Annotated in this window: 21 protein-coding genes; 10 read left to right on the top strand and 11 right to left on the bottom strand. The window is 72.5% G+C overall.

All coding sequences use genetic code 11. From position 1 onward, the window contains the following. Nucleotides 1-102 precede the first annotated feature (102 nt). Genes OG444_RS35265 through OG444_RS35290 form a run of 6 tightly spaced genes read left to right on the top strand, consistent with a single transcriptional unit; the run spans nt 103 to nt 6,713 of the window. Nucleotides 103-1,188, top strand: coding sequence for a radical SAM protein (locus OG444_RS35265; RefSeq protein ID WP_327265920.1), 1,086 nt, complete (start codon nt 103-105; stop codon nt 1,186-1,188). Then, nucleotides 1,185-1,847, top strand: a complete 663-nt coding sequence (locus OG444_RS35270; RefSeq protein WP_327265921.1) for an iron-containing redox enzyme family protein — start codon at nt 1,185-1,187, stop codon at nt 1,845-1,847. Before OG444_RS35265 ends, OG444_RS35270 begins: the two co-directional genes overlap by 4 nt. 11 nt (nt 1,848-1,858) lie before the next feature. Continuing rightward, nucleotides 1,859-2,086 (top strand): aroma-sacti cluster domain-containing protein, encoded by a 228-nt coding sequence (locus OG444_RS35275; RefSeq protein ID WP_401275469.1) that lies wholly within the window; start codon nt 1,859-1,861, stop codon nt 2,084-2,086. Between the two features lie 40 nt (nt 2,087-2,126). Then, nucleotides 2,127-5,276: an adenylate/guanylate cyclase domain-containing protein gene (locus OG444_RS35280; RefSeq protein WP_327265922.1), complete on the top strand. Its 3,150-nt coding sequence runs from the start codon at nt 2,127-2,129 to the stop codon at nt 5,274-5,276. Then, nucleotides 5,273-6,106, top strand: a complete 834-nt coding sequence (locus OG444_RS35285) for a S8 family peptidase (protein WP_327265923.1) — start codon at nt 5,273-5,275, stop codon at nt 6,104-6,106. The genes OG444_RS35280 and OG444_RS35285 overlap by 4 nt, the downstream gene beginning before the upstream one ends. Nucleotides 6,107-6,131: 25 nt before the next feature. Next, nucleotides 6,132-6,713 (top strand): GAF domain-containing protein, encoded by a 582-nt coding sequence (locus OG444_RS35290; RefSeq protein WP_327265924.1) that lies wholly within the window; start codon nt 6,132-6,134, stop codon nt 6,711-6,713. A 132-nt stretch (nt 6,714-6,845) separates the two neighbouring features. Here OG444_RS35290 and OG444_RS35295 read toward each other — a convergent pair whose 3' ends face one another. Then, a complete protein-coding gene (locus OG444_RS35295; RefSeq protein WP_327265925.1) occupies nt 6,846-7,679 on the bottom strand; it encodes a PIG-L family deacetylase in 834 nt (277 codons plus the stop codon). Nucleotides 7,680-7,882: 203 nt separating this feature from the next. Here OG444_RS35295 and OG444_RS35300 point away from each other — a divergent pair, with 203 nt between their 5' ends. Then, the gene (locus OG444_RS35300) at nt 7,883-8,470 is read left to right on the top strand and encodes a hypothetical protein (RefSeq protein WP_327265926.1); all 588 of its coding nucleotides are present in this window, start codon (nt 7,883-7,885) and stop codon (nt 8,468-8,470) included. Between the two features lie 36 nt (nt 8,471-8,506). On the opposite strand, the gene OG444_RS35305 is transcribed toward OG444_RS35300, so the two are convergent. The 6 genes from OG444_RS35305 to OG444_RS35330 all read right to left on the bottom strand — a co-directional run bounded on the left by OG444_RS35305 (nt 8,507) and on the right by OG444_RS35330 (nt 14,955). Beyond that, a complete protein-coding gene (locus OG444_RS35305; protein ID WP_327265927.1) occupies nt 8,507-9,100 on the bottom strand; it encodes an RBBP9/YdeN family alpha/beta hydrolase in 594 nt (197 codons plus the stop codon). A 17-nt stretch (nt 9,101-9,117) separates the two neighbouring features. Next, the gene (locus OG444_RS35310; protein ID WP_327265928.1) at nt 9,118-10,506 is read right to left on the bottom strand and encodes an MFS transporter; all 1,389 of its coding nucleotides are present in this window, start codon (nt 10,504-10,506) and stop codon (nt 9,118-9,120) included. 38 nt (nt 10,507-10,544) lie between these two features. Then, complete coding sequence (locus OG444_RS35315) at nt 10,545-11,462, bottom strand: TauD/TfdA dioxygenase family protein (protein ID WP_327265929.1); 918 nt, start codon at nt 11,460-11,462, stop codon at nt 10,545-10,547. Between the two features lie 37 nt (nt 11,463-11,499). Beyond that, entirely contained in the window at nt 11,500-12,474 is a 975-nt protein-coding gene (locus tag OG444_RS35320; RefSeq protein WP_327265930.1) for a quinone oxidoreductase family protein, read from the bottom strand. A 66-nt stretch (nt 12,475-12,540) separates the two neighbouring features. Further along, nucleotides 12,541-13,599 carry a 3-keto-5-aminohexanoate cleavage protein gene (locus tag OG444_RS35325; RefSeq protein WP_327265931.1) on the bottom strand — a complete coding sequence of 353 codons (1,059 nt, stop codon included), beginning with the start codon at nt 13,597-13,599 and terminating at the stop codon, nt 12,541-12,543. Between the two features lie 327 nt (nt 13,600-13,926). After that, nucleotides 13,927-14,955: an AraC family transcriptional regulator gene (locus tag OG444_RS35330; protein ID WP_327265932.1), complete on the bottom strand. Its 1,029-nt coding sequence runs from the start codon at nt 14,953-14,955 to the stop codon at nt 13,927-13,929. Between the two features lie 207 nt (nt 14,956-15,162). Here OG444_RS35330 and OG444_RS35335 point away from each other — a divergent pair, with 207 nt between their 5' ends. Continuing rightward, complete coding sequence (locus tag OG444_RS35335; protein WP_327265933.1) at nt 15,163-16,656, top strand: long-chain-fatty-acid--CoA ligase; 1,494 nt, start codon at nt 15,163-15,165, stop codon at nt 16,654-16,656. Between the two features lie 137 nt (nt 16,657-16,793). Here OG444_RS35335 and OG444_RS35340 read toward each other — a convergent pair whose 3' ends face one another. The 3 genes from OG444_RS35340 to OG444_RS35350 form a co-directional block, all read right to left on the bottom strand. Further along, nucleotides 16,794-17,522 (bottom strand): DUF1775 domain-containing protein, encoded by a 729-nt coding sequence (locus OG444_RS35340; RefSeq protein ID WP_327265934.1) that lies wholly within the window; start codon nt 17,520-17,522, stop codon nt 16,794-16,796. A 50-nt stretch (nt 17,523-17,572) separates the two neighbouring features. Beyond that, nucleotides 17,573-18,235 (bottom strand): hypothetical protein, encoded by a 663-nt coding sequence (locus OG444_RS35345; protein WP_327265935.1) that lies wholly within the window; start codon nt 18,233-18,235, stop codon nt 17,573-17,575. A gap of 170 nt (nt 18,236-18,405) precedes the next feature. Then, nucleotides 18,406-20,274: a copper resistance CopC/CopD family protein gene (locus OG444_RS35350; RefSeq protein WP_327265936.1), complete on the bottom strand. Its 1,869-nt coding sequence runs from the start codon at nt 20,272-20,274 to the stop codon at nt 18,406-18,408. 419 nt (nt 20,275-20,693) lie between these two features. Here OG444_RS35350 and OG444_RS35355 point away from each other — a divergent pair, with 419 nt between their 5' ends. Continuing rightward, nucleotides 20,694-21,152, top strand: coding sequence for a hypothetical protein (locus OG444_RS35355; RefSeq protein WP_327265937.1), 459 nt, complete (start codon nt 20,694-20,696; stop codon nt 21,150-21,152). Here OG444_RS35355 and OG444_RS35360 read toward each other — a convergent pair whose 3' ends face one another. Then, entirely contained in the window at nt 21,153-21,815 is a 663-nt protein-coding gene (locus OG444_RS35360; protein ID WP_327265938.1) for a TetR/AcrR family transcriptional regulator, read from the bottom strand. It abuts the gene before it with no gap. A 461-nt stretch (nt 21,816-22,276) separates the two neighbouring features. Between OG444_RS35360 and OG444_RS35365 the strand changes: the two genes are divergently transcribed. Continuing rightward, the gene (locus tag OG444_RS35365; RefSeq protein ID WP_327265939.1) at nt 22,277-23,524 is read left to right on the top strand and encodes a cytochrome P450; all 1,248 of its coding nucleotides are present in this window, start codon (nt 22,277-22,279) and stop codon (nt 23,522-23,524) included. Nucleotides 23,525-23,552: the final 28 nt, after the last annotated feature.

The raw sequence follows: 23,552 nt of genomic DNA on the forward strand, positions 1-23,552 counted from the left end.
TCACCAGGCGTTCGTGAACCGGTAGTTGGCCGCGCACCGGCACGATCCGGGGCATGGTCCGCGCGCGGCACGAGCGCGCGGCACGAGTACAGAGGGGGAGACGTGGAACTGGCGGAGCTCATCGGCCTGCGACCGGTGCCCTGTGGCGGCCTGCTGGTGGCGCTCACCCGCCGCTGCCCCATGAGCTGCGCGCACTGCTCCACCAGCTCCTCCATGGCGGTCTCCGAGCAGCCCGACCCGGAACACCTGCTGCGCTTCATCGGTTCGTTCGGTACGCAGGACCGCCCCGAGGTGGTCATGCTGACCGGCGGCGAACCGTTGCTGCTCCCGGAACTGGCCACCCGCCTGGCCGGTCTCGCCCGCGCCGCGGGCTCCCGCGTGGCGCTGCTCAGCGGAATGTTCTTCGCCCGTGACGGGCGCGTCCCGGACCGGATCATGCGGGCGATCACGGCCCTCGACCACTTCTCGGCGAGCCTGGACGTCCACCACGAGCGCGAGGTTCCCCGTACGGAGGTGCTGCGCGCCCTGCGGGCCGTGCTCGACGCAGGGATTCCCGTCAGCGTCCACCTCACCGGTACCGGACCCGACGACCCGTATCTGGCGGACGCCGTCGCGGACGTCCGCCGCGTCTTCGCCGGCCGGGTGCCCCTGCTCGTCAACGAGGTCCGGCCGCTCGGCCGCGCCGCGGGCCTGGTCCGGGCGACACCTGCCGGACCGGACGGCTCCCGGGCGACGCCGTGCACCCTCGCGGCATGGCCCGTGATCGCCTTCGACGGGACCGTGGCCGCCTGCTGCAACCAGTGGACGGTGGACCGCCGTCCCGTCCCCCCGCACCTGCGGCTCGGACACATCGCCGACGACGACTGGCCGGCCGTCCGCGAACGATCCCTCGGCTCCCCGGTGCTGCGGATGCTGCGCGCCGTCGGCCCCCGGCGGCTGCACGCCCGCTACGAGACCTCGCCGCCCCCGGACGGCTACTGCCGCAGCTGCCACGCACTCGCCGACCGCCCCGACGCGCTCGCGGGCGCGGCCCGCGACGCCGGCGGCCGTGTCGGCGAACTCCTCGACCGGCTCAGCACGGAACAGCAGCTCGCCGACGGACCCGCCGCCCTGGTACGCCGCATGGGGTGCGCCCGCTACGCGCACCTGGTCGAGTCCCTTCCCGCCGAGGAGGGGAGCAGTCGATGACCGCGACCGCATCCTTCGCGCTCAGGACCAAGCTCGCGCCCACCACCACCGCCCTGAGGGCCGCGACCGCCCTCCTGTGGCGACCGGAAGGACTGCGGCAGCGGTACCTGCGCTACCTGGCAGCCATGCATCCACTCGTACGGGCCTCGGTGCCGTTGCTGGAGCGGGCCGCCGAGCGGTGCGCCGAGCTGGACGACCCGGCCGCGCGGAGCCTCGCGGCCTATTGCACACGCCACGCCGAGGAAGAGCGCGACCACGACGCCTGGCTGCTCGACGACCTCGCAGCCGCCGGTGCAGGGCCGGCCGCCGTGCCGCCCCCCGTCGTCGTCGAACTCGCCGGGGCGCAGTACTACCGGATCGAGCACGAGCACCCCGTCACGCTGCTCGGGTACATGGCGGTGCTGGAGGGCAACCCCCCCGGGCCCCGGCTCGCCGACCGCCTCATCGAGACCACCGGGCTCCCCGACGGCGCGTTCCGCACCCTCAGGGAACACGCCGAACTCGACGGCGGCCACCTCGACGACCTTCACCGGGTGCTCGACGCACTCGCGCCGACCGCGGCACAGCAGACCGCCGTCTCCGTCAGCGCGCTGCACACGGCCCACCTGCTCACCCGCCTCTTCCTCTCCCTCGCCGCCGACCCCGGAGGACACCCGTGACCGAGGACACCGTGCCGTACGAGGACGCCCCGTCCGGCGATGCCCCGTCCGAGCCCACCCTGGAGGCGCTGACCGCCGCGGGGTTCGACCTCGACGCCCTCAGCGAGGAGCAGTACGAGGTCCTGCGTGCCCTGGCCCCTGAAGAACTGGCTCTGCTGGTCGACATCAGGGGGCGGCTCGACGCGGCGGCTCCCGAGGTCCAGGCCCATGCCGACGTGGCGGGCGGCGCTCTCTTCTGACCCCGGCCGCGCCGCGGTCCCGCGTCCACCGGAGGAATCCATGCCTTGCGCCTCGTGCCGGAGCGAACTGCCGCCCGACGCCCGGTTCTGTCCCTTCTGCGGCAGCCCGTGCGCCCCCGGGCCGGTCACGGCCAAGCCGACCGGCCGCAAGGTCGTGACCGTCCTCTTCTGCGACCTGGTGGGTTCCACCGCGCTCTCCGGAGCACTGGACGCCGAAACCCTGCGCTCGGTCACGCTCCGCTGGTTCGACCTGATGAGACTGCGGATCGAGGAGCAGGGCGGCACCGTGGAGAAGTTCATCGGGGACGCCGTGATGGCCGTCTTCGGCGTGCCGACCGTGCGGGAGGACGACGCCCGGCGCGCGCTTGCCGCCGCCCTGGCCATGCGGGAGGCACTCGCCGAGTTCAACGACCGGCTGGAGCAGGGCGTCGGCGTACGGCTGGAGATGCGCATCGGCCTCAACACCGGTCAGGCGGTCACGGGTTCGGCAACCCTTCGGCAGGCGATGGTCTCCGGCGAGGTGGTCAACGTCGCCGCGCGCCTGGAACAGAACGCCGCCGCCGGGGAGATCCTCATCGGAGCGGACACCCTGGCCGCTGCCGGACCGGGCGTCCGGACGACGGAGAGAGGCCGGCTGCTGCTCAAGGGCAAGAGCGACCGGGTCGCCGCGCACCGGCTGCTCGGCCTGGACGAGGAGGAGGGCCCGGAGGCGCTGCGCCGCTTCGACCTCGCCTTCGTCGGCCGGACCCACGAACTGGCCCTGATCGAAGCCGCGTTGGACCGTGTGGTGCGGACCCGCCGGGCCGGTCGCCTGGTGGTCGGCGGGGAGGCGGGCCAGGGCAAGACCAGACTCGTGCGGGAATGGCTCCACCGGGCCGCGGTCAAGACCGCGGCCGGCGGCCCCCGTCACGGCGTCGGGCGCTGCCGGTCCCGGGGCGAACAGCCCAGCCTCGGACCGCTCGCCGACGCCGTGGCCGACCTGCTGAGGCGCGGCGGCACACCCGTACCGTCGCCCGAACTGGACCTGCTCCGCCAGGGCCTGCTTCTGAACGGGACTCCCCACCCGTCGCCGGAGGACACCTGCGCCGCGCTCGCCAGGCTGCTCGCCGGGCTCTCCGAAACGGAGCCCGTGGTGCTGGTGATCGACGACTGCCACTGGGCCGCGCAGCCGCTCTTCGACGCCCTCGACCGGCTGCTGCGGGCACTCACCGACGCGGCCGTCCTCGTCATTGTGCTCACCCGCCCCCAACTCTTCGACGCACGGGCCGAACTGGCCCTGGACGCCGTGCCGCTCGGCGGGCTCTCCGACGCCGAGGCACAACTCCTCGCGGCCGAGCTGACCGGGGGCACGGTGCACGGTGAGCCGCTCGGCCCCCGGGTCCTGGCACGGGTGGGCGGAAACCCGCTGCACCTGGAACAGCTGCTGGCCACGGGCAACCCGGTCGACGCGGACAGTGTCCCGCTCCCCCTCCAGGCCCTGATCGGCGCCCGGATCGACGCGCTCGACCCGCCCGAGCACCGGGCGCTGGGCCTCGCGTCCGTCCTGGGCGGCGACTTCACCGCCGACGAACTGACGGCGCTCGCCGGACATCCCGCACCTTCGTGGACCGGGCCCGAACTCCGGCCCCTGCTGCACCGGCTGGTCCGGCACCGCCTGATCCGGCCGGACGGCGGAGCGTTCCGCTTCGCCGGAGGACTGATCCAGGAGGTCGTCTACGCCAGCCAGTCCAAGCAGAACCGGGCCGACCAGCACGAACGGGCGGCCCGACTGGACTCGGTCCGTCAGCGGGGCAGCGCGGCGGTCGGGGGCCATCTGGAACAGGCGTACCGCTACCGGGTCGAGCTGGGCGCCCAGGACGCGCACACCGACGGGCTGCGCCGGCGCGCCGCCGACGCGCTCGCCGAGGCCGGGCGGCTGGCGCTGGCCCACGCCGACCCCGTGTGGGCGGCCGACGTGCTGTCCCGTGCCACGGCCCGGTACCTGGCGGGCGAGCCGGGAAGTACGGCGACACGCCGGCGGCTCGGCCAGACGCTGCTGGACCTGGGGCGCGGCCCGGAAGGCCGGGCGCTGCTCGAAGAGGTGCTGGCCGAGGCCCTGGCCGGCGGCGGGGAGGCGGTGGAGACCGCGCACGCCCGCCTCGCCCTGGCCTCGGTCGGCCGGTCCGCGGGGCCGGACGAGTCACCGGCGGAGGCCGCCGACGCCACGCTGCCGGTCTTCGCGGCGGCCGGTGACGACCTCGGCCAGGCCAGGGCCTGCCTGCGGCTGGCCCAGCGCGCCCAGGAACATGGCCGGCACCGTACGGCGGAGCGCCTGCTCGCCTGCGCGCTGGACCACGCCGTACGAGCCGACGCCGAGCCGGAGCGGGCCGCGGCCCTCGGAGCCATGGGGGTCTCGCTCTGGCGCGGCCCCCAACCGGTCGCGGACGCCGTGTCCCGTTGCCGCGAGCTCCTCGCCGACCAGGGGGCCGGCCGCCGGGCCGTCCGGCTGACGCTCAACTGCCCGCTGGCCGTGGTGCTGGCCCTCCACGACGACCGCGACGGGGCCCTGGCCTGCCTCGCGGAGGCGGAGCACCTCGCGAAGAGGCTCGGCTACGCCGAGGCCGACGCCTTCCTGCCGATCTTCACCGCGACCGTGGCCGACCTGACCGGCCGCCGGGAGGAGGCGCTCCTGAGCCTGGAGCGGGCCGCCACCGCCGCGCGGGACCTGGGCGCCACGGCGTTGCTGCGCAGTGCCCTGCGGGACACCGCCCGCATCCGGCTGGACCTGGGCGACTGGCGCACCGCCCGCGGCGTCCTCGCCGAACTGGAGGGGGAGCGGGCGCAACCGCCGCGCCCGCGCGCCGAGTCGGCGGACCTCGACGGCCTGCGCGCCCGGATCGCCGCCGCCCGGGGGCTGGCCAAGACCGCCACCCGGCTGGCCGCCAGGGCGCTCGCCTCCGCCGCCCGCACCGACTCGCCCGTCGTCCAGGGCACCGCCGCCCTCGACCTCGCCCGTACCGCCCTCGAACTGGGGCGCCCGGCCGACGCGGCCGCGGCGGCGGCGCGCGCCCGCCGGCGCTTCGCGGGGAAGGGCCACCTGCCCGCCGTACGCCAGGCAGAGGCCGTGGTCTCCCGCTGCCACGGCCGCCCGCCCGGGCACGGCCGCACCGTCGGACGCGTCGGCGGAGCCGGAAAGGAAGCACCACGATGACCACCGCGCAGCCCCCGGCGTCCGCACTCACCTGGGCCCTACGAGGGCGGGGCCCCGCGGACGTACCCATCGAGGCCGACGGTCCGCCCGACCCGCCCGAGAGCGGCCTCCTCGGAGGCACCGGACGCGGCGTACGCGTCTGCGTGGTCGATTCGGGGGTCGAACGGGACCACCCGATGGTCGGCCCGGTCGACCGGTCATGGCGCGTGTTCAAGGACGACGACGGGGTCCACGTCGAGGAGACGGAGGAGGGAGACGCCTGCGGTCACGGCACCGCCTGCGCCGGCATCATCCGGCGCACCGCGCCGGACTGCGAGCTGTCGAGCATCCGGGTGCTCGGCGACCGCTTCTCCGGCAGCGGGGACGTCCTGCTCGAAGGCATCCGGTGGGCCGTGCGCCAGCGGTTCGACGTGGTGAACCTGAGCCTGTCCACCACCCACGACCGCTTCGTGGGCGAGCTGCGCCGGCTGGCCGACGAGGCGTACTTCCAGCAGACCGTGATCGTCGCCGCTGCGCACAACACGCGCGTGGAGAGCTTTCCCTGGCGCTTCTCCTCGGTGATCTCGGTCGGCAGCCACCAGGAGGACGACCCGGATCTCCACCTCTACAACCCCGAGCCCCCGGTGGAGTTCTTCGCCCCCGGTCAGAAGGTCCAGGTGGCGTGGCTCGGCGGCACGTCGATCCGCAGCTCCGGCAACAGCTATGCCACCCCGTTCATCGCGGGGCTCTGCGCGCGGATCCTGTCGAGCGGCCCCCGGCTGACGCCGTTCCAGCTGAAGAACGCCCTGTACCTGTCCGCAGCCAACGTCCGTGTCCACGGAAGCCGGTAACGACCGGCGCCGGAAGGGAAATCCCATGGCTCAGACGATCACCCCTGTCGTGTCCGCAGCACCCCGGCCGGATCCGGTGGTGGCGGAGCTCCTGCAGTCGGTGGTGGACACCGCGCGTGCCATCTTCGGCGCGCAGGCGAGTTCCATCATGCTTCTGGACCCCGCGGCGGACGAGCTCATCTTCGAGGCCGTCTCCGGGCAGGGGCAGGAGTTCCTGGTGGGCCGTCGGTTCCCGGCGGGCCGCGGGATCGCCGGATGGGTCGCCGCCTCGGGGGAGCCGATGGTGGTCGACGACCTGCACGACAGCGTCTCCTTCGACAGGGCCATCGCCGAGTCCACCGGCTACGTCCCGAACGCGCTGATGGCCGCCCCCCTCATCCGCAGGGACCGGATCCTCGGCGTCCTGGAGGTGCTCGATCCGTCCCCGCAGGCCCGCTCCGGCCTGCCGGAGCTCGACCTGCTGGGCCTCTTCGCCCGTCAGGCCGCCGTCGCCCTGCACGTCCTGACCGCCTACGGGCCGCGGTCGGCCCCGGCAGCCCCGGACGACCCTTCGCGCACCGAACTCCTGCGCCTGCTCTCGGAAGCCCGCCGCCTCGTCGGGGAGTGAGCGGCGCACTTCACGCGGGGACCGTCCTGACGGGGAGGGACCCCGACCGCCGCCGTTGCCCGAGCGGCGGGGCAGGGCCGCCGCCGGGAAGGGGCGGCCCCGCCCGGCGGCCCGCCCGGCGGCCCCGCCGGGTCAGCGCAGGCCGGCGAAGAGATCGTTCTCGGGCACGGCCGCGCCGGTGGTGTCCCGGACGCGTACGAAGGTTTCCATGCCCATCAACTCGCCGAACCTCTCCTTGCCCATCCGGAGGAAGAAGATGTTCTCGCCCTGACTGGCGTGTGCGGCCAGCGCGTCGAACTTCTGACCGCTGAACGCGGTGGTGTCCACCCACGTGGTGATCTCGTCGTCGGGGAGGCCGATCTCGGCCAGCGCGGCGGTCTCGGCCGGGTCCGGTTCCGGCATGTCCCCCGCGAACTCGCGCATGATCTTGCCGAACCGCTCCATCGCCGAGCGCGGCATCGTCGTCCAGTACACCTTCGGCGTCAGCGTGGTCATCTCGAGCGCCGCCATCGTGATGCGGTGGGCCTGGATGTGGTCGGGGTGACCGTAGAAGCCGTTCTCGTCATAGGTGACGACCACATCGGGCCGGTAGTGCCGCATGAGGGCCGCGAGCCGGGCGGCGCCCTCCTCCACGGGGGTGTGCCAGAAGGATCCGGGGGCGTCGTTGGTCGGCCAGCCCATCATCCCGGAATCGGCGTAGTCCAGCGTCTCGAGGTCACTGACCTCCAGGACGGCGCAGCTCGCGTCCAGTTCCTGCCGGCGCATCGAGGCGACGGCCGCCGGATCGTGCCCCGGAGCCCCTGGTTTGGCACCCCCCGGCCCGTCACCGCAACCGCCGTCGGTACAGGTCACCAGAACCGTGCGGATGCCCTCTGCCGCATACCGTGCGAGGACTCCTCCGGTTCCGGTGGCCTCGTCGTCGGGGTGGGCGTGCACGGCCATGAGCGTCAAGGGCCGGTGAGTCATGAGGGAGTCCTCCTGCAGAGACATGTGCTGGTCCGAGCGCGCGGCGTGTGTTCCGCGCTCCCGGGAGGCCGGATCCTGCCGGAGCGGATGACATCGTTCCCACCCCTGCAGCACCGGACCCCCGAACGGTGCAACGACGCAGGCCGGACCGGCTGTTCCCGGCCCGGCCGCCCGGCTTTCCCGGCTGCGGATAGCGTGCGGGCATGGCAATGACAAGGAAGCGGCAGGTCCTGTACCGGCAGGGCACCGGATTCTGGCGGATGACGGCGAAGTGGGTTCTGGTCTTCGGGGCCCTGTACCTGCTGGACGGCGGGCTGCTCCGATCGTGGGGCGACGCGCTGGTCTGGCCGATGATCGGGATCCTGCTGTGGGCGCCGTTCGGGATCGGCGTCGTCTGGTACCCGAAGAAGGACCAGAAGATCGCGCTCACGACGCGTGAACTGCGTGTGCGGCGCAAGCGGCTGCCCATGGAAAAGGTGAATCTGCTGCACGTGGCACGGCTGTGGCTGGAGGGGCGGTCGACCGCGGACGACCAGCCGGTGGCGCAATGGCGGCGGTGCGAGCGGGGGGTGTGGGTGCCGCTGCTGGACGGCCGGGCGTACGGCGTGGAGTTCCGCGACCCGGCCGCGTTCGCAGAGGCTTTCGGCGCCTTCGCGGTGGCGGCGTGCGGCGGGCCGGACATGGTCCGCGCGAGGGCCGCGGCGGAAACCTACCCGGACCCGCGCCCGATGCGGGCCCGCTCCAGCGGCGACGACGGATCCTGGACGGACCTCCTGGACATCTTCAACTGAGATGTCCGTCGGGCGCTGGGGCGGGACTACGCGGACCTACGCGGCGGGCTGTGGAGCCCCGTGGTGCCGGCCGTGTTCGAGCGCCGCAACGAGTTCCTCGGCCCGGGGCCACGGGCCGTGTCCGGAGGCGGGGTTGAGGTGTCCGACGGGGCCGAGTTCCACCAGCCGGCTGCCCCACTCCCGAGCGAGTTCCGCGACGCGCCCCGGGGATGCCAGGGGATCGTCGGAGCCGGCCGCGACGATGCTGGGGAAGGGCAGCGGTGTGCGGGGCACCGGTGTCCAGCCGTGCGTCGCCAGCTCGCCGGGGGTGGGGTAGCCGTCCGGCAGCGGTGTCCCGAAATCCGGCGGAGCGACGAGCAGCGCACCCCGGACGTCCGCTTCGTGCCATCGGGCCCACTGCACCGTGGTCATGACGCCCGCGCTGTGGGCGACGATGATCACGGGCCCGGTGATCCGGAGCATCACCTCGACCACATGGGCGACGTGTGCGTCGCGGCTGAGCCGGTTGCGCACCAGCGGGGGAACGGTGCGGACGGTGCGGCCCGCCTCACCGAGCCGCTCGGCCAGAATGGTCTGCCAGTGGTCCTCGACGTGTTCCCGCATGCCGGGAACGATCACGATCGTCGGCACGGTGGGCCCGCTCCCCGTCATGAGCGCGCCTCCGGTTCTGCGGCCTCCGCCGTCGCGGCGGGCGCGGTGAGGCGCCGGAGATCGCGTGTGTACCGGCGGCGTCCGGCCAGGAAGGCCGCGGTGGCAGCGATCGCCACGAGCGGGACGATCCGGAGCGCGCCGAGCAGGCCGAGGCGGTCCGCGAGCAGGCCGGTGACGGCGGGGCCGGGGGCCAGTCCGAGCAGGCTCTGGGCCAGCGTGAGCGTGGCGAACGCCGTCGCGGCGATGGCCGCGGGGGTCAGGTTCGCCACCATCGCGGCTCCCGGTCCGGCCGTACCGGCGCACAGCAGGGCCCCCAGCGCCAGTACCAGCAGCTGGACCGGGCCGGCGGGCAGGCGGAACGCGGTCATCAGCAGTACGAGGGAGCCCACGCTGCAGCAGATGGCGACGGTCCACTTGCGGAGGGGGTCGCGCCGGCTGAACCGGTCCGAGGCGATTCCGCCGGCGATCATGCCGATGCCGATCATCAGGGCGAAGAGCCCGGCGGTCGCACCGGCCTTCGCGGTCGGCATCTCGTAGTAGCGGTTGAAGTAACTGGGCAGCCAGGCGATCAGGGCGCCCGCGATGAACAGCTGCAGGCCGCTGCCGATGTAGGCGCTGACCACCGAGACGGAGGAGAACAGCCGCGGCAGGAGCACCCGGAGCCGGACGTCGGAGCCGGTGCCGGTACGGGTGCCGGTGCCGGTGCCGGCTGCCCCGTCCCCGGACGGGGCCGTCCGCGGTGTCAGCCTCTTCTCCGTCACCACGACGGCGTAGACACCGGCGAGCACCAGGCCGAAGACCCCCATCACGCCGAACGCCCAGCGCCAGCCGTATGCCTGGGCCACGGCGCCGCCGATGGATATGCCCAGGACCGAGCCGAAGGCTCCGCCGGCGATGAAGGCGCCCGAGAGCGTCGCGCGCAAGGTGCGCGGGAAGACGCTGAGGACCACGGCGATGCCCACGCTGCCGTAGGCGGCCTCACCGATGCCGACGAAGAGCCGGCCGATGAACATCTGGCCGTAGCTCGCCGCCACCGCGCAGCCCAGGGTCGCCAGACTCCACATCGTCGCCGCGATGACGAGGGACCTCACCCTGCCCCACCGGTCGGCCAGCAGGGAGAGGGGGAAGGTGAGCAGGCCGACCATCAGTGCCACGACGCCGCTGAGGGAGCCCAGCCGGGCGTCCGAGAGCAGCCAGTCGGCCTTCAGCATCGGGAAGACGGCGTTGAGCACCTGCCGGGACATGTAGTCCGAGAGCAGGAGCGCGAAACTCAGTGCGAAGACCACCCAGGCGTAGCGCCGGGGCACGGGCCATTCCGAGGAGCCGGTGGCCGTGCCGGTACCGGTTCTCTCCGGGGCGGGTGCCGCAGTGGTGAGAAACCCCATTGTCATCACCTCAACTGCTGTTGACGGAAAAAGCAGGGTCAGAAGGTCTTGTCGCCGACGATCCCGGCGCGCTCCATCCTGCGGACGGCCGGCCAGTAGTCCTGGACGGCGTAGTGCTGGGTGGAGCGGTTGTCCCAGATGGCCACGCTGTTCCTCCGCCAGCGCCAGCGGACCTGGTACTCGGGCACCGCGGCCTGGCTGATCAGGTAGTTCAGCAGCTGGGCGGCACCCGGCGCGTAGTCCTGGCCGAAGCGGACGTTCGCGGGCGTGTGGTAGTTGACGAAGTGGGTCGTGAAGGCGTTGACGAAGAGGATCTCCTCGCCGGTCTCCGGGTGGGTGCGCACCACCGGATGCTCCGCGTCCGGGTACCGGGCCGCCAGCGCGTGACGCTGCTCCCCGGGCATGACCGCGCCGAAGGTCGCCTCGATGCTGTGCCGGGCGCGCAGGTCCTGGATCTGCGTCTTGATGTGCTCCGGGAGACGGCGATGGGCCTCGACCATGTTGACCCAGATCGTGTCGCCGCCCACGGGGGGCGTCGAGACGCAGCGGAGTACGGCCCCCATGGAGGGGTTCTCGCGCCATGTGCCATCGGTGTGGAGCGCGTTCTCGTAGTGCTCGGGCGCGCTGTCCAGGTCCTTGTAGATGCGGACCAGGCCCGGGTGGTCCGGGTCGCTGCCGGCCACCGGGTGGTCCTCCAGCGGTCCGAAGCGTTCGGCGAACGCGACGTGGTCGGCGCGTGTGATGTCCTGGTCGCGCAGGAACAGCACCTTGTACTCGAGCAGAAGCAGCTTGATCTCTGCGAACAGGTCGTCGTCGTGAGCGGCGTCGGCGAGGCTCACGCCGGAGAGCTCGGCGCCGATGGAACAGGTCAGCGGCTCGACGGTGAGGGAGGTACGGAGCGCGTGCGGGCGCACCAGGGCCAGAGCGTTCTGCTGCGGCCGGAGGGTTTCGGGCATGGGACTCACTCCTCGGGTGGCGTGTGGCGGGATGTCCTCAGAGGGCGAAGACGGAGGATCCCGTGGTCCGTCCGGCTTCCAGATCGCGATGTGCCTGTGCGGCGCCCGTGAGGGAGTAGCGCTGGTTGATCTCGATCGTGATGCGGCCGGAGGCGACGTGACCGAACAGTTCACCTGCAAGGGCGTCGCGCTCCGCCGGTTCGGCGATGTAGTCGGCCAGCGCAGGACGGGTGACGAAGAGGGATCCGTTCACGGCGAGCTGCATGGCATCGATCGGTGGCACGGGACCGGAGGCCGTGCCGAAGCAGACCAGCAGTCCGCGCCGCGACAACGAGGCCAGCGAGCCGGGATAGGTGTCCTTGCCGACACTGTCGAAGACGACCGGCACGCCGGCGCCGTCGGTCAGTTCGCGCACCCGCTCGGCCACGTTCTCGCGCCGGTAGTGGATGATGTGCTCGCAGCCGTGGGCCCGCGCGAGCTCCGCCTTCTCCTCGCTGGACACCGTTCCGATGACCGTGACGCCCAGCAGCCTGGCCCACTGGCTGACGATGAGGCCGACGCCGCCCGCCGCCGCGTGCAGCAGCACGGTGTCACCGGCCTTCAGCGGGTGGATCCGGCGCAGCAGATACGCCGAGGTGAGACCGCGCATGGTCATGGCGGCGGCGGTCTCGAAGCCGATCCCGTCCGGTAGCTTGATCAGGTGTGAGGCGGGCATGACCCGCTCCGTGCTGTACGCCCCCAGCGGGCTGCCGGTGTAGGTGACACGATCGCCTTCGGTGACGTGGGTGACGCCGTCGCCGACCGCCTCGATCACTCCGGAGGCCTCGACGCCGATGCCGTCGGGCAGCCGGACCGGGTAGAGGCCCGTACGGAAGTACGTGTCGGCGAAGTTGAGGCCGACGGCGACGTGCCGGATGCGCACTTCGCCCGGACCCGGGTCACCGACGGTGACCTCTTCCCAGTTCAGGACGTCGGGTCCACCGGTTTCGTAGAAGCGGACTGCGTGGGCCACGGGGTTGCTCCGATTGCTCGTGTGTGAGGGCTGGCGGTGGCAGGCGGCGACCGGCGGGTGGCCGGGTCAGCTCGTGAGCTCGCGCAGCATGAAGCCGCGCTGCCCGGGCCGCCGGTTCGGGACCATGCCGAGACGGTCGATGGTCTCGTCGGCGTCGGAGTAGTACGCGCCGATCCTGTAGATCTCCTTGGCCTCCGGGCCGGTCGCGATGTCGCGTCCCAGGGTGTCCGCGAGCCGGACCATCTGCTCGACCTGCTCGACGGAGGACATCCGCTCGCCCTTGCGCCGCCACAGGTTGTCCTCGTTGCCCACCCGGACGTGCACGCCGAGGGCGATGGCGATCGCGTTCATCGGGGCCACGGCGCGCATGGAGCTCTCGATGGTGAGGACCGCGCCGTCCGGTACGCGGCGGATGAACTCGATCAGGTCGGAGGGGTGCCGCCCGGCGAAACCGCCGCCGATCGCGACGTAGTTGAGGACCAGGGGGCCCGTGTACACACCGGCGCGGATGAGCCGCTCGACGGTTTCGAGCTGGGCGATGGTGGCGAGCTGGAAGTGCGGCTGGATGCCGCTCGCCCGCAGGCGCTCGAGGTGCTCGAGGTAGAAGTCGGGACCGGCCTCGACGACCATGTCACGGTAGGCCCGGTAGTACTCGGGCTTCGCGATCGAGGTGCCCTCCAGGTCCTCGTCGGTCATGATCTCGACGATGTTCATCTGGCTGGTGTTGATCGCGATGGTCACCTGGTCCGGCGCCGGCGTGAGGTCGGCCAGCAGGTGCCGGGTGTCGTAGGAGAGCCACTTGGCGTCGCCGCCCTCGCCCTCGGGGGCGAAGGAGATCGAGCCGCCGATCTGCAGGACCATGTCCGGCACCGCTTCGCGCAGCCGGCCCATCAGCTCGTTGAACATGGACATCCGCTTGGAGCCCTTGCCGTCGAGCTCGCGTACGTGGATGTGGAGCACCGTGGCGCCGGCGTTGTAGCAGTCGACGGCCGCCTGGACGTGCTCGTCCATGGTCAGGGGCAGGTCGTCGGCGTCGCCGGGCAGCCACTCCGGCCCGTACGGGGCGGCCTGGATGACGAGCTTCTCCTGGTTCTCGGGGAAGAGCGAGTCGTCGTGAAAGTGCACGGTCCTTCTCCTTCGCGTACGGGTGATCACCGGCCGCGGCAGTCGGTACCTGCGGAGTCGGAACTTCTGGACGGCAGGGACCGGCGCGGGCGGGTCGGGGAGAACATCGGGCGCGTGGGCCCGGGTGCCATCGGCTGGTCCGGAGGAGAGCGGGCGGTAGGGGATACGGCCCGTCTCACCTCCGGCAGCCGACCGCCGTGAGCGGTGCAGCCAAAGTAGGGCCGGGCGAGTACGGCTGCTTGACCCGTGGTGACGGACGACTTGTCATTTGGGGACAGCAGCCGGGGGCGGCCCGGGTGCCGTCCGCCGTGCGTGCTGCCGTGGGAGTCAGCCCGTACCCGGGTGCTGGTGCTCCCGGGATTTCTCCTTGCGCCACTGCCTCGGGCTGCACCCGAACTGTTCGTGGAACCACCGGGAGAACGCGCTCAGGGAGGAGAAGCCCAGGAGGTCGGAGATCTCCGTGAGCGAGCGGCGGGGATGGGCCACGAACTGCTCCGCGAGGCGCATCCGTGTGGCATTGAGCAGCGACGAGAACGTCTCTCCCGAGTGGGCCAGATGACGGTGGACGGTGCGCCGGTCGACGCCGAGGCTGCGGGCGACCTGCTCGATCGAGCACCGGCCGGTGGGCAGGAGGGCCTCGATGAGTTCGCGCACGCGGTCCGCCACCGAGGTGTCCCTGGGAGTGGCGGCGATGGAGTCGAAGTACTGCCGGGCGTAGTTCCGCAGCTGCGGGTCCGCCATGGCGTTGGGGGCGTCGAGGTCGTCGGCGTAGAAGACGATGCCGTTGAACTCGCGGTCGAATTCGAGCCCGGGGCCGAACAGGCGGCGGTGCCTGCCGGGGTCCGCCGGAGCGCTGTGGGCGAACCACACCGAGAGGGGCTGCCACCGTGTGTCGAGGAACCCTCGCAGAATGCGGGCGAAGGCACCCACCGCGAGCTCCGTGGCCTGCCGGGCCGGCGCCGTCTCGCCGACCCTGAGGTCCACCTTGATGGTGGCCAGGCCGTTCCCCTCGGACAGGCGCGTGTGGAGCAGCTCGTTGTACATGTGCTCGTGGCGCAGCAGCAGCGCCAGCGCACTGCGTACGTCGGGCTCCTCACGGACGACCAGGCTGATCGGACCCAGGTTGGAGAAGCGGCGCAGCTCGGCCATCCGCAGGCCGAAGTCGTCGTGGTGCGAGCGGGCCGCGGAGAGCTCCAGGAGGCGGACGGCGGCCGGGCCGGAGATCCACCGGTCCTGGACGGCGAGGTCCGCGGTGTCCAGACCGACGCTCTTCATCAGCGCGCGCGGATCGATGCCGAGAGACCGGCTCAGCTCGACGTAACCGTTCAGCGCTGCGGTGCGGACAAGGGGCCTCATCACGTGCTCCAGGTGTTCGGTCCCCAGAAGTTAAGTTTCCCGTCCCGGCACGTCAAGCATCGGGAGTTCGCCCGCCCTAGCATCCCCTCAGCGCGGCCCCGACTCATGACCCGGAGGAGCAGGCATATCGGACATTCCACGTATGCAGGACTGCCGCCCGCATCGCGGCGACGGCCGATACGAACAGAAGAAATGGAGACTGCCGGCATGACCAACCTCGCCGCATTCCTGGTGAACTCCGCGGCGGCCCGCCGCGATCACGTCGCCGTGCGCCACGACGACACCACCTTGACCTACGCCGAACTGGACGACGCGAGTGCCAGGTTCGCCGCGGTGCTGCACGGCCGCGGAGTGCGGCCCGGTGACCGTGTGGCGATGACCGTGCCCAACGTGCCGCTGTTCCCCGTCGTCTACTACGGGATCCTGCGGGCCGGGGGCGTGGTCGTGCCGATGAACCCGCTGCTCAAGGCCCGGGAGGCGGCGTACGTGCTGCGGGACTGCGGGGCCCGCGTCGCGGTGGCGTTCCCGCTGTTCGCGCAGGAGGTCGCGACCGCAGCCGCCGAGCTGGGGACCGAGTGCCTGGTGGCGGAGCCCCAGGCGTTCCGGGAGCTGCTCACGGCCACCGAACCGCTGTCCGGCCTCGTCGACCGGGAGGACGGGGACCCCGCACTGATCCTCTACACCTCCGGCACCACCGGCACGCCCAAGGGCGCCGAGCTGACGCACGGCAACCTGGTCTCGAACACGGCCGTCACCGCCGAGACCCTGATCCAAGTAGGCCCCGACGACATCCTGTTCGGCGGCCTGCCGCTCTTCCACGCGTTCGGCCAGACCTGTGCGCTCAACGCGGCCATGGCCGCCGGGGCGACGCTGACGCTGCTGCCGCGGTTCGATCCGCGGCGGGCGCTGGAGGTCATGCACCGTGACGGGGTCACCGTGTTCCTCGGCGTACCCACGATGTACTCGGCGCTGCTCCACGCCGAACTCCCCGACGGCTTCGACGCCTCCCGGCTGCGCCTCGCCGTCTCGGGCGGCGCCGCGATACCCGTCGAGGTGCTGCACGGGTTCGAGCGGCGCTTCGACGCCACGGTGCTGGAGGGGTACGGCCTCTCCGAGACCTCGCCGGTGGCCTCCTTCAACCACCCGGACCGCCCGCGGAAGGCCGGCTCCATCGGGGTTCCGATCCGCGGGGTCGAGATGAGGCTCGTCACCGAGAGCGGCTCCGAGGCGGGCCCGGGCGAGGTCGGCGAGATCGCGATCCGCGGTGAGAACGTGATGAAGGGCTATTTCAACCGCCCGGAGGAGACCGCGGAGGCCGTACGCGACGGATGGTTCCACACCGGCGACCTGGCCCGCGTCGACGAGGAGGGGTTCTACTTCATCGTCGACCGCAAGAAGGACCTGATCATCCGAGGCGGCTACAACGTCTACCCGCGGGAGGTCGAGGAGGTCCTGTACGAGCACCCTGCCGTGGCCGAGGCCGCAGTGGTCGGCGTGCCGCACGAGGTGCACGGGGAGGAGATCGTGGCGGTGATCACCCTGCGCGAGGGCGCCGGGGCGACGGCCGAGGAGATCCGGGCCCACGTCAAGGAGCGGGTGGCGGCGTACAAGTACCCCCGGATCATCACTTTCACGGCCGAACTCCCCAAGGGGCCCACGGGGAAGATCCTCAAGCGCGAGATCGTCGTCACCCGCCCCTGAGGAGGCGGGTGGTTGCCGCCGTCCCATGCGAACGTGCCGACGGGCAGCAGCGGGTCCGTCGCGGTGTCGCAGGCGGGGCAGCGCCGGGGCCGGGGCCGGTGTACGGGCGTGCCGTACACCGGCCCCGGCCCTTCGGCTCAGGACTGCCGGCTGCGGCGGGCCCACCAGAAGGCGGCTGCGCCGGCGAGCAGTACGACGGCTGCGACCGCGGCCGCGATGAGGCCGGTGCTGCTGCCTGTTCCGGTTTCGGCCGCCGTCCGTGTCGCGGGGGACTCGGCCGCCGCGGCCGGAGCCGGGGACGGCGGCTCGGCGGACGGGGTGCTCCGGGCCGGTGTGGGCGACGGACTCGGGGCGAGCGGTTTCGCGCCGGGCGCCGCGGGCTTCAGGTCGAGTACCGGGGCCGGATTGTCGACCTTCCGGCCGTCGGCCGGCACCTCGATCCACCGCGAGACCTTCCCGTCGCCGTACGACTCCAGGGTCTTGAACGGCAGGGACTTGACGTCGGGCAGCTGGCGCACGGTGATGCTGTACTCGGCGTCCGTGCCGGTGGCGAGCGCCGCGCCCCCGACGCTGTACCCATCGGGGGTGACCGTCAGCTTCCAGCCCGTCGGTGCCTCCTTGAGGGTCACGGCGTCCGGGGTGATGCCGTCGGGGAGGACGACACGCAGTTCGGTGATGCCCGCGGTGTCCGACTCCGCCTCGGAGGTGAAGGACAACGTGACGTTCTCGGCGAGAGCGCGCGGGTCGGAGGCGCTGACCTCGGCGTGTGCTGCCGCCGGGCCGGCCGCGATGCCCAGGAGCACCAGGGACCCGACGGCCGCGACGACCGGCCTGCGGACGTAACGGCGGTTGTTCGATGCGTGCATGGTGAAGGAACCCTCTCGGTACGCGGAGCGGGCCTCACGGAGGCAGCCGTTCAGCCCGCCAGGATCAGGGGAACGTCTCCCGCACACCGGCCAGGGGGCCCTCGGCGCGTCACCGCGTGGCACAGCATCGCCGTCACCGCAGGGGGGACCGTACGGCGGCCGAGCGGGACCGCCACGGCGCGCGGGCCGGCTCCGAACCGCGGCTGCCACCGGGCGCCGAAGGCCACGGCGGCAGCCGCGACGGCCGTCCGGGCCCATCGCCCCATGGTCCCCGGCAGCCGGCTCAGTGCCCGGTCCGCGCGGTACATCAGGAGTGCCATCAGGCACGCGGCCGCGCAGTGGGCCAGCGTCATGGCCGACGTGTCGTGGTGTCCTGCCGCATGGGTGAACTCCGGCGTCGCCCAGGCCTGTTCGGGCCCGTGGTCCGGACCGTGCGCGGACAGGGCCCGATGCAGGAGGAGCTGGACGAGGCAGGTGGCCGCGACCACGTACCATCCCGGGCGGCGCGAGCGTGCGGCGAGCCACGAGACGGCGTACACGGTGAACGCACCGCCGCCCGCCCGCTGCCAGGACACCGGATCCTCCGAGGCCAGGCGATGTGCCACGACCGCCAGCGTCGAGCTGAGCAGGGTGAACACGGCAGCCCGCAGCCACCGTCCGCCCCACCGCTCGGGCCACGGGCTGGGGCGCTTCCTCGCAGGGGCTCCGGCCATGTCGGGGCCATCATCCACCGCACCTCGTACCGGCAGGTCCCCACTGTCGATTGCGGAGCAGTTTCCGGGCCGACGGGGTCGACCGGGCTGGCCGGCCCGGCCGGGGCGCCTGATCGACGGACGCCCTCCCGGCGGATCGCCGTCCGCGAGCGGTTGCGACCGGCCTGCGGTCACGGTGTGACGCGGAGATCCGTGCTCACCGTGACCTGGTCGATTTCTGTGGTGCGAACGGTCACGTCCAGCTTCCATTGACCGGCCATGGGAATCTGCAGGTCGTATGTGGCCCAATAGCCCTTCTGGCTCTTGAGACCGGCGTCGATCGGGCCGATCCCCTGATCGACCTGGGTGAGGGCGAGCCGTAGCTCGGGGACGCTGGAGATGCCGCCGTCCTGCGTGAACACCACCGCTTCCACCGTGTTCTCGCCGACGCGCCCCGGCGCCAGAGTGATCTGCACCGTGCCCTGATGCTTCGCGGTACCCATGTCGAAGGGGACCATGACCACCTTCACGTCCGGCTCCTGCCCGGAAGGTGCTGCTGCGGTCGTCGTGGCGGCGCGGCTCGGCGGGGTACCGGTGAGCATGGTGGAGATCACCAGCACGGCGGCGCCGACGACGGCCTCGACCGCCACGGTTCGACGCAGGCGGCGCCGGTACGCGTCGGCATCGTAGGCCGGCGGCTCATCGTCGTCGCCGGGCCCGGTGCGAGCGGGCGCGGCCCCCTCGCCGCCCGGCCCGGCTCCGGTTCGCCCGCTCGGCGCGCCGACGGTCTGGGGGACCCGCACCTCCCGGACCTCGACGACGGCAGCCGGCTTCGTCGTGCCCGGCGAAGCCGCGCCCATCAGGCGGGCGGTCCACCGCCGGGAGAGAGCCGCCACGCACACCAACAGGACCACTGCGGCGACCTTGAGGCCGAGCGTCCGCCCGTACGAGGTGGTGGTCAGCGCTGCCAAGGAGCCCACCTGCCGCCAGGACTGGTACACCCCGGTGCCGACCAGAACGACGACGGCGGCGAAGGCCAGCGCCGAGAAGCGGGTGATCGCGGCAACCGGGATCTCGCTGTTGTCGCAACCGCGGTGACGCAGGGAGGTGAGCAGAGTGATCAGACCGCCCAGCCACACCGCCATGGCCAGCAGGTGCAGCACGGAGACGGGGATGGCGAGGGGCACCTGGATTCCGGCGGACGCGTGCTCGGCGCCGGCCCAGGTGAGAGCCAACGCCAGGGCGAGGACCGGTCCGCCGAGGAGCCGGAAGCGAAGGCGGATGCGGACACCGGGCCTCAGCGGCGTCCTCCGCGACAGCACTGCGGCGAGCGCGAGGAGTACGAGGAGCGCGAGCCGCACGGTCAGGGCGATCCCGGATCTCCCCGTGAGCGTTCGGCCCAGCACGGACGGGTCGAAAGCCGACGACAGGGACCCGCCCGCCTCGTACGGGCCGCGCAGCAGCAACAGGGCCACCGTCGACGCCATCAGCGTGGTCCAGCCGGCGACCACCAGTCGGCGCAGCGGACGGATCCCGCTCGCCGCCGGCCAGCAGACGAGGACGAACGTCGCGGCTCCGACGAGCAGCGCCAGGCCGCTGTAGGCGAGGTAGCGGAAGAAGCCGTACAGGCGGCCGGCCGCCGTGCCGTCCGGAGGGGACTTCGCGACCACCACGGTGGTGTCGGACGGCTTCCCGATGGAAAAGGTGAAGGCGCCGGAGATCGGGTGACCGTCGGCGGAGACCACTCGCCAGGCGACGGTGTAGGTGCCTTGGGCCAGATCGTCCTGCAGAGCCACCTGAGCCGTGTTGTCCTTGCCGTCCGCGTGCTGGGCGGGGCGCGGGTTCACGCGGTCGTTGGCGGGCGACAGTACGCGCAGGGACCCGTCGGGGAAGCTGACCGATTCGGTGAAGGTGAGCGTGACCTGCTTCGGAGCCGATGCGAGGACGGCGCCTTCGGCGGGGTCGGAGCCGCTGAGGGCGGAATGCGCGAGGGCGGGGGAGGCCCCGCCGAGGGCCAGGCCGCACAGGGCGGCCAGCAGCGTCAGGACTACGGCGGACATCCTCGCGAGGCTCGATCCGCTGGGCGTCAAGGGCGGCCTCCGTGGCGGTCGTCATCGGCGGCGTCGCCGTCCGCGCCGGTCGCCGGGGGTGCAGCCGGACGGTGTGGCTCGCCTGAGGGTGCTGGGGACTGCGGCCGGTACGGGGCCGTACCCACCGCAGTGGTGGACGATAGCCCCGCCCCGTCCGGGGCCGGCCGGGTTGCGCAACTTCCGCTAAAGCCGGTCCGCGACCGGTGGGCCGGCGGCCTCTTCCTGTATGGGTACGGCCGCCGGGCGGCCGGGCCGCTGTGCCGCCGGGCCGGCTCCGCCGCGGAGGCAGGGGCTTGACGATTCGCAGCCAAAGATATGACACTCGAAGTGCAAGTTGTTTTGTGGTTTTTCGTAGCTGTTCTTTACCGTCTGTAAGGAAAGGCCCAGACATGTCCGCATACAGCGCCCGAGCCTGTTCCCGGCCGAGCAGCACCGGCCCGCGTACACCGTCGGCCGGGCTCGCGCGAAGGTCGGCGTACGCCGCCGTGGGTGCGGCCGTGGGCGGCGTGTGGGCGCTCGGCGCGGACATGCCCGCGTGGGAGCATGCCCTGCGCGTCCTCGTGGTGGTGCTCTGCGTCAGCGTGGCCGGACGTCTGGTCGGCCGCCGTCTCGCCCGGGGCGGGCGGGCCCCCGTCGACCGCGGGCTGTTCTTCGGCCTGGTGGCGGGGAAGGTGCTCCTCGTGGCCGTGGCCCTGATCGTCGACCGGATCGCGGGGCTGTGGTTCCCCGAACCGGCTCTGATCACGGCCGGGTTCCTGTTCGTCCTGGTGGCCGCGGGCGGCCCCGCCCTGCACGGCCGGCTGTCGCGCGGTGTCGGAGGGCGGCGGGAGCGGGCCGCGCGCGCGTAGTTACCGGGAGTGAGCGGGGCTCGGCCGGCCGTCGGAGGGAAGCGGGTCCGTGGTGGCGAGCAGGGCGTGCACGGCCGTCTCCATCGTGCGGGCGGCCGCTTCGGCGCTCAGGCCGCTGCTGCGCCAGTGGTACCAGGCGCCCCAGGTCGTCACCGCGTCCAGTGCGTGCAGCACCTCGGATCCGCGTGCGGCGGGCAGGCGTTCGAGTTCCTCCGCGAAGACCTCGGCCAGTCGCCCCCGGGCGAGGTCCAGTACCTCTCGGGTGACCTCGGTGACGCGGTCACCCGGTGTCGCCAGGCGCATCAGCGTCAGCTGCGCCGGTGTGATCCACTCCAGGATCCGGGCCCGCTGTTCCGTCAGGGCCGCTACCCGCGTGGTACGGGGCCCCGTGGTCGGAAGGGGCCTGATCTGCTCGATCAGTTGCTCCAGCCGGCGGGTGATGGCCGTCTCCACCAGCTCGGACATGTCGGCGAAGTGGTGGAACACGAGGCGTCGGGACACGCCGGCGCGCTCGGCGACCCGCTCCGCGGGGAAGGTGGATTCCCCCTCGTCGAGCAGGGACAGGACGGCCTCGGCGATCTTCACCCGGGACTGCCGGCCGCGCTCGGCGCGCCCGTCCGTGGCGCGCTCCTCGGACCGCGGCTGTCGACCCGGCTGATTCACGGCGCCCCTCCCCGTCTCGCTGGACGCCATTGTCGCAAACGATCGAGCGGCAGCCGGGCTGCGGAGGACACCGGGGCGTAGTGGTTGCTGAACAGGGGCCGCAGCCGACCAGCCGGCTCCGCACCCGCTCGCCGGTCCGTACGTCCGGCGCCGTCAGGTACCAGGCGTCGGGCATCGCAGACGAAGACGCGAGGGGGGCGACGGCTGTCGGGGGTACGACCTGCGGTTCCGTTGTCCGGCAGGCGGTCCCCGGGCCCGCCGTGCATGCTGGGGAAAGCGGGATCCGAAGTCGCCCGACGACCTGTGCGGACGACGACGGAGGCGGACCCGCTCGATCGCTCCGTGGACGCGCAGCGCACCGTGGGCGCCTGCGCATGAATGCGCCGGCCCTGCACGCCGGCGGTCCGCGGCCCTTGCCACGCCCCGATCCGCCGATCCCGCGAGCCGCACGAGGACGCCCCATGAGCCAAGCCATGCTCCGGCAGATCATCGACTACGCCCACCGCGCCGACCCGTACCCGCTGTACGAGGAGCTGCGCAGGACACCGGTGTTCCACGACGAGGACGGGCCCTACGTCGTCAGCACCTACCACGAGATCCAGGCCCTGCTGCACGATCCGCGCATCAGCTCCGACCCCCGCAACCTCACACTCTCGGCGAACGACCCGCTGGCGCAGTCCGAGGGCGACGACTCGACCCTGCCGCCGGTCTTCATCAGGCGCGACCCGCCGGAGCACGACCGGCTGCGCCGCATCACGAACCGGCCCTTCGGGCCGCCGCACTCCCCGCACCGCATCCACGACATGCGCGGCGAGCTCGACGGCATCGTCTCCGGCCTCATCGACGGCATCCTCGGCACGGGGTCCCTGGAACGGATCGACCTGGTCGAGCAGTTCTCCTACCCCTTCCCGGTGACGGTGATCTGCCGGCTGCTGGGCGTGCCGCGCGAGGACGAGCCGCGCTTCCACGGCTGGGCGGACACCATCGCCGCCAGCCTGGACCCCGATCCGGACGCCGACCCGGCCGACAAGTCCAAGGGCGCCGCCGACGCGCAGGTCGAGCTCGGCATGTACCTGGCCGGCCTGATCGAGGAGCGCCGCAAGAACCCGGGCGAGGACATGCTGTCCCAGCTGGCGGCCGTCAGCGAGGAACCGGACGGGGCCATGGACACGCTGGAGGTCATCAGTACCGCGGCGCTGCTGCTGATCGCGGGCCACGAGACCACGGTCAACTTGATCACCAATGGCATGCTCACCCTGCTGCGCCACCCGGACGTGCTCCAGCGGCTGCGCGAGGACCCGCAGCTGTCCGTGCCGATCGTGGAGGAACTGCTGCGCTACGAGCCGCCCGTGCAGCTGCTGCCCCGGCGCAGCACGCTCGCCGACATCGAGGTGAACGGGGTGACCATCCCCAAGGGCGCGACGGTTTCGCTGATCCTCGCGTCCGGGAACCGCGACCCCAAGCGGTTCGAGAACCCGGACCGCTTCGACCCCGACCGCAAGGACATCCAGCACCTCGGCCTGGGCAGTGGCATCCACAGCTGCTTCGGCGCCCCGCTGGCCCGCCTCGAGGCCCAGCTGGCGCTGAGCGAACTGGCCCGTCGGCTGGAGAACCCCAGGCTGCTGGAGGACCCGCCGCCGTACCGTCAGAACGCGGTGCTGCGCGGACCCCGCCACCTGCCCATCGCCTGCGACGGCATCCGCCCCTGAGCGTGCACGTGCCGCGCCGCGCCCGGAG

This window comes from Streptomyces sp. NBC_01232 (assembly GCF_035989885.1).
In the GTDB taxonomy this organism is placed as follows: domain Bacteria; phylum Actinomycetota; class Actinomycetes; order Streptomycetales; family Streptomycetaceae; genus Streptomyces.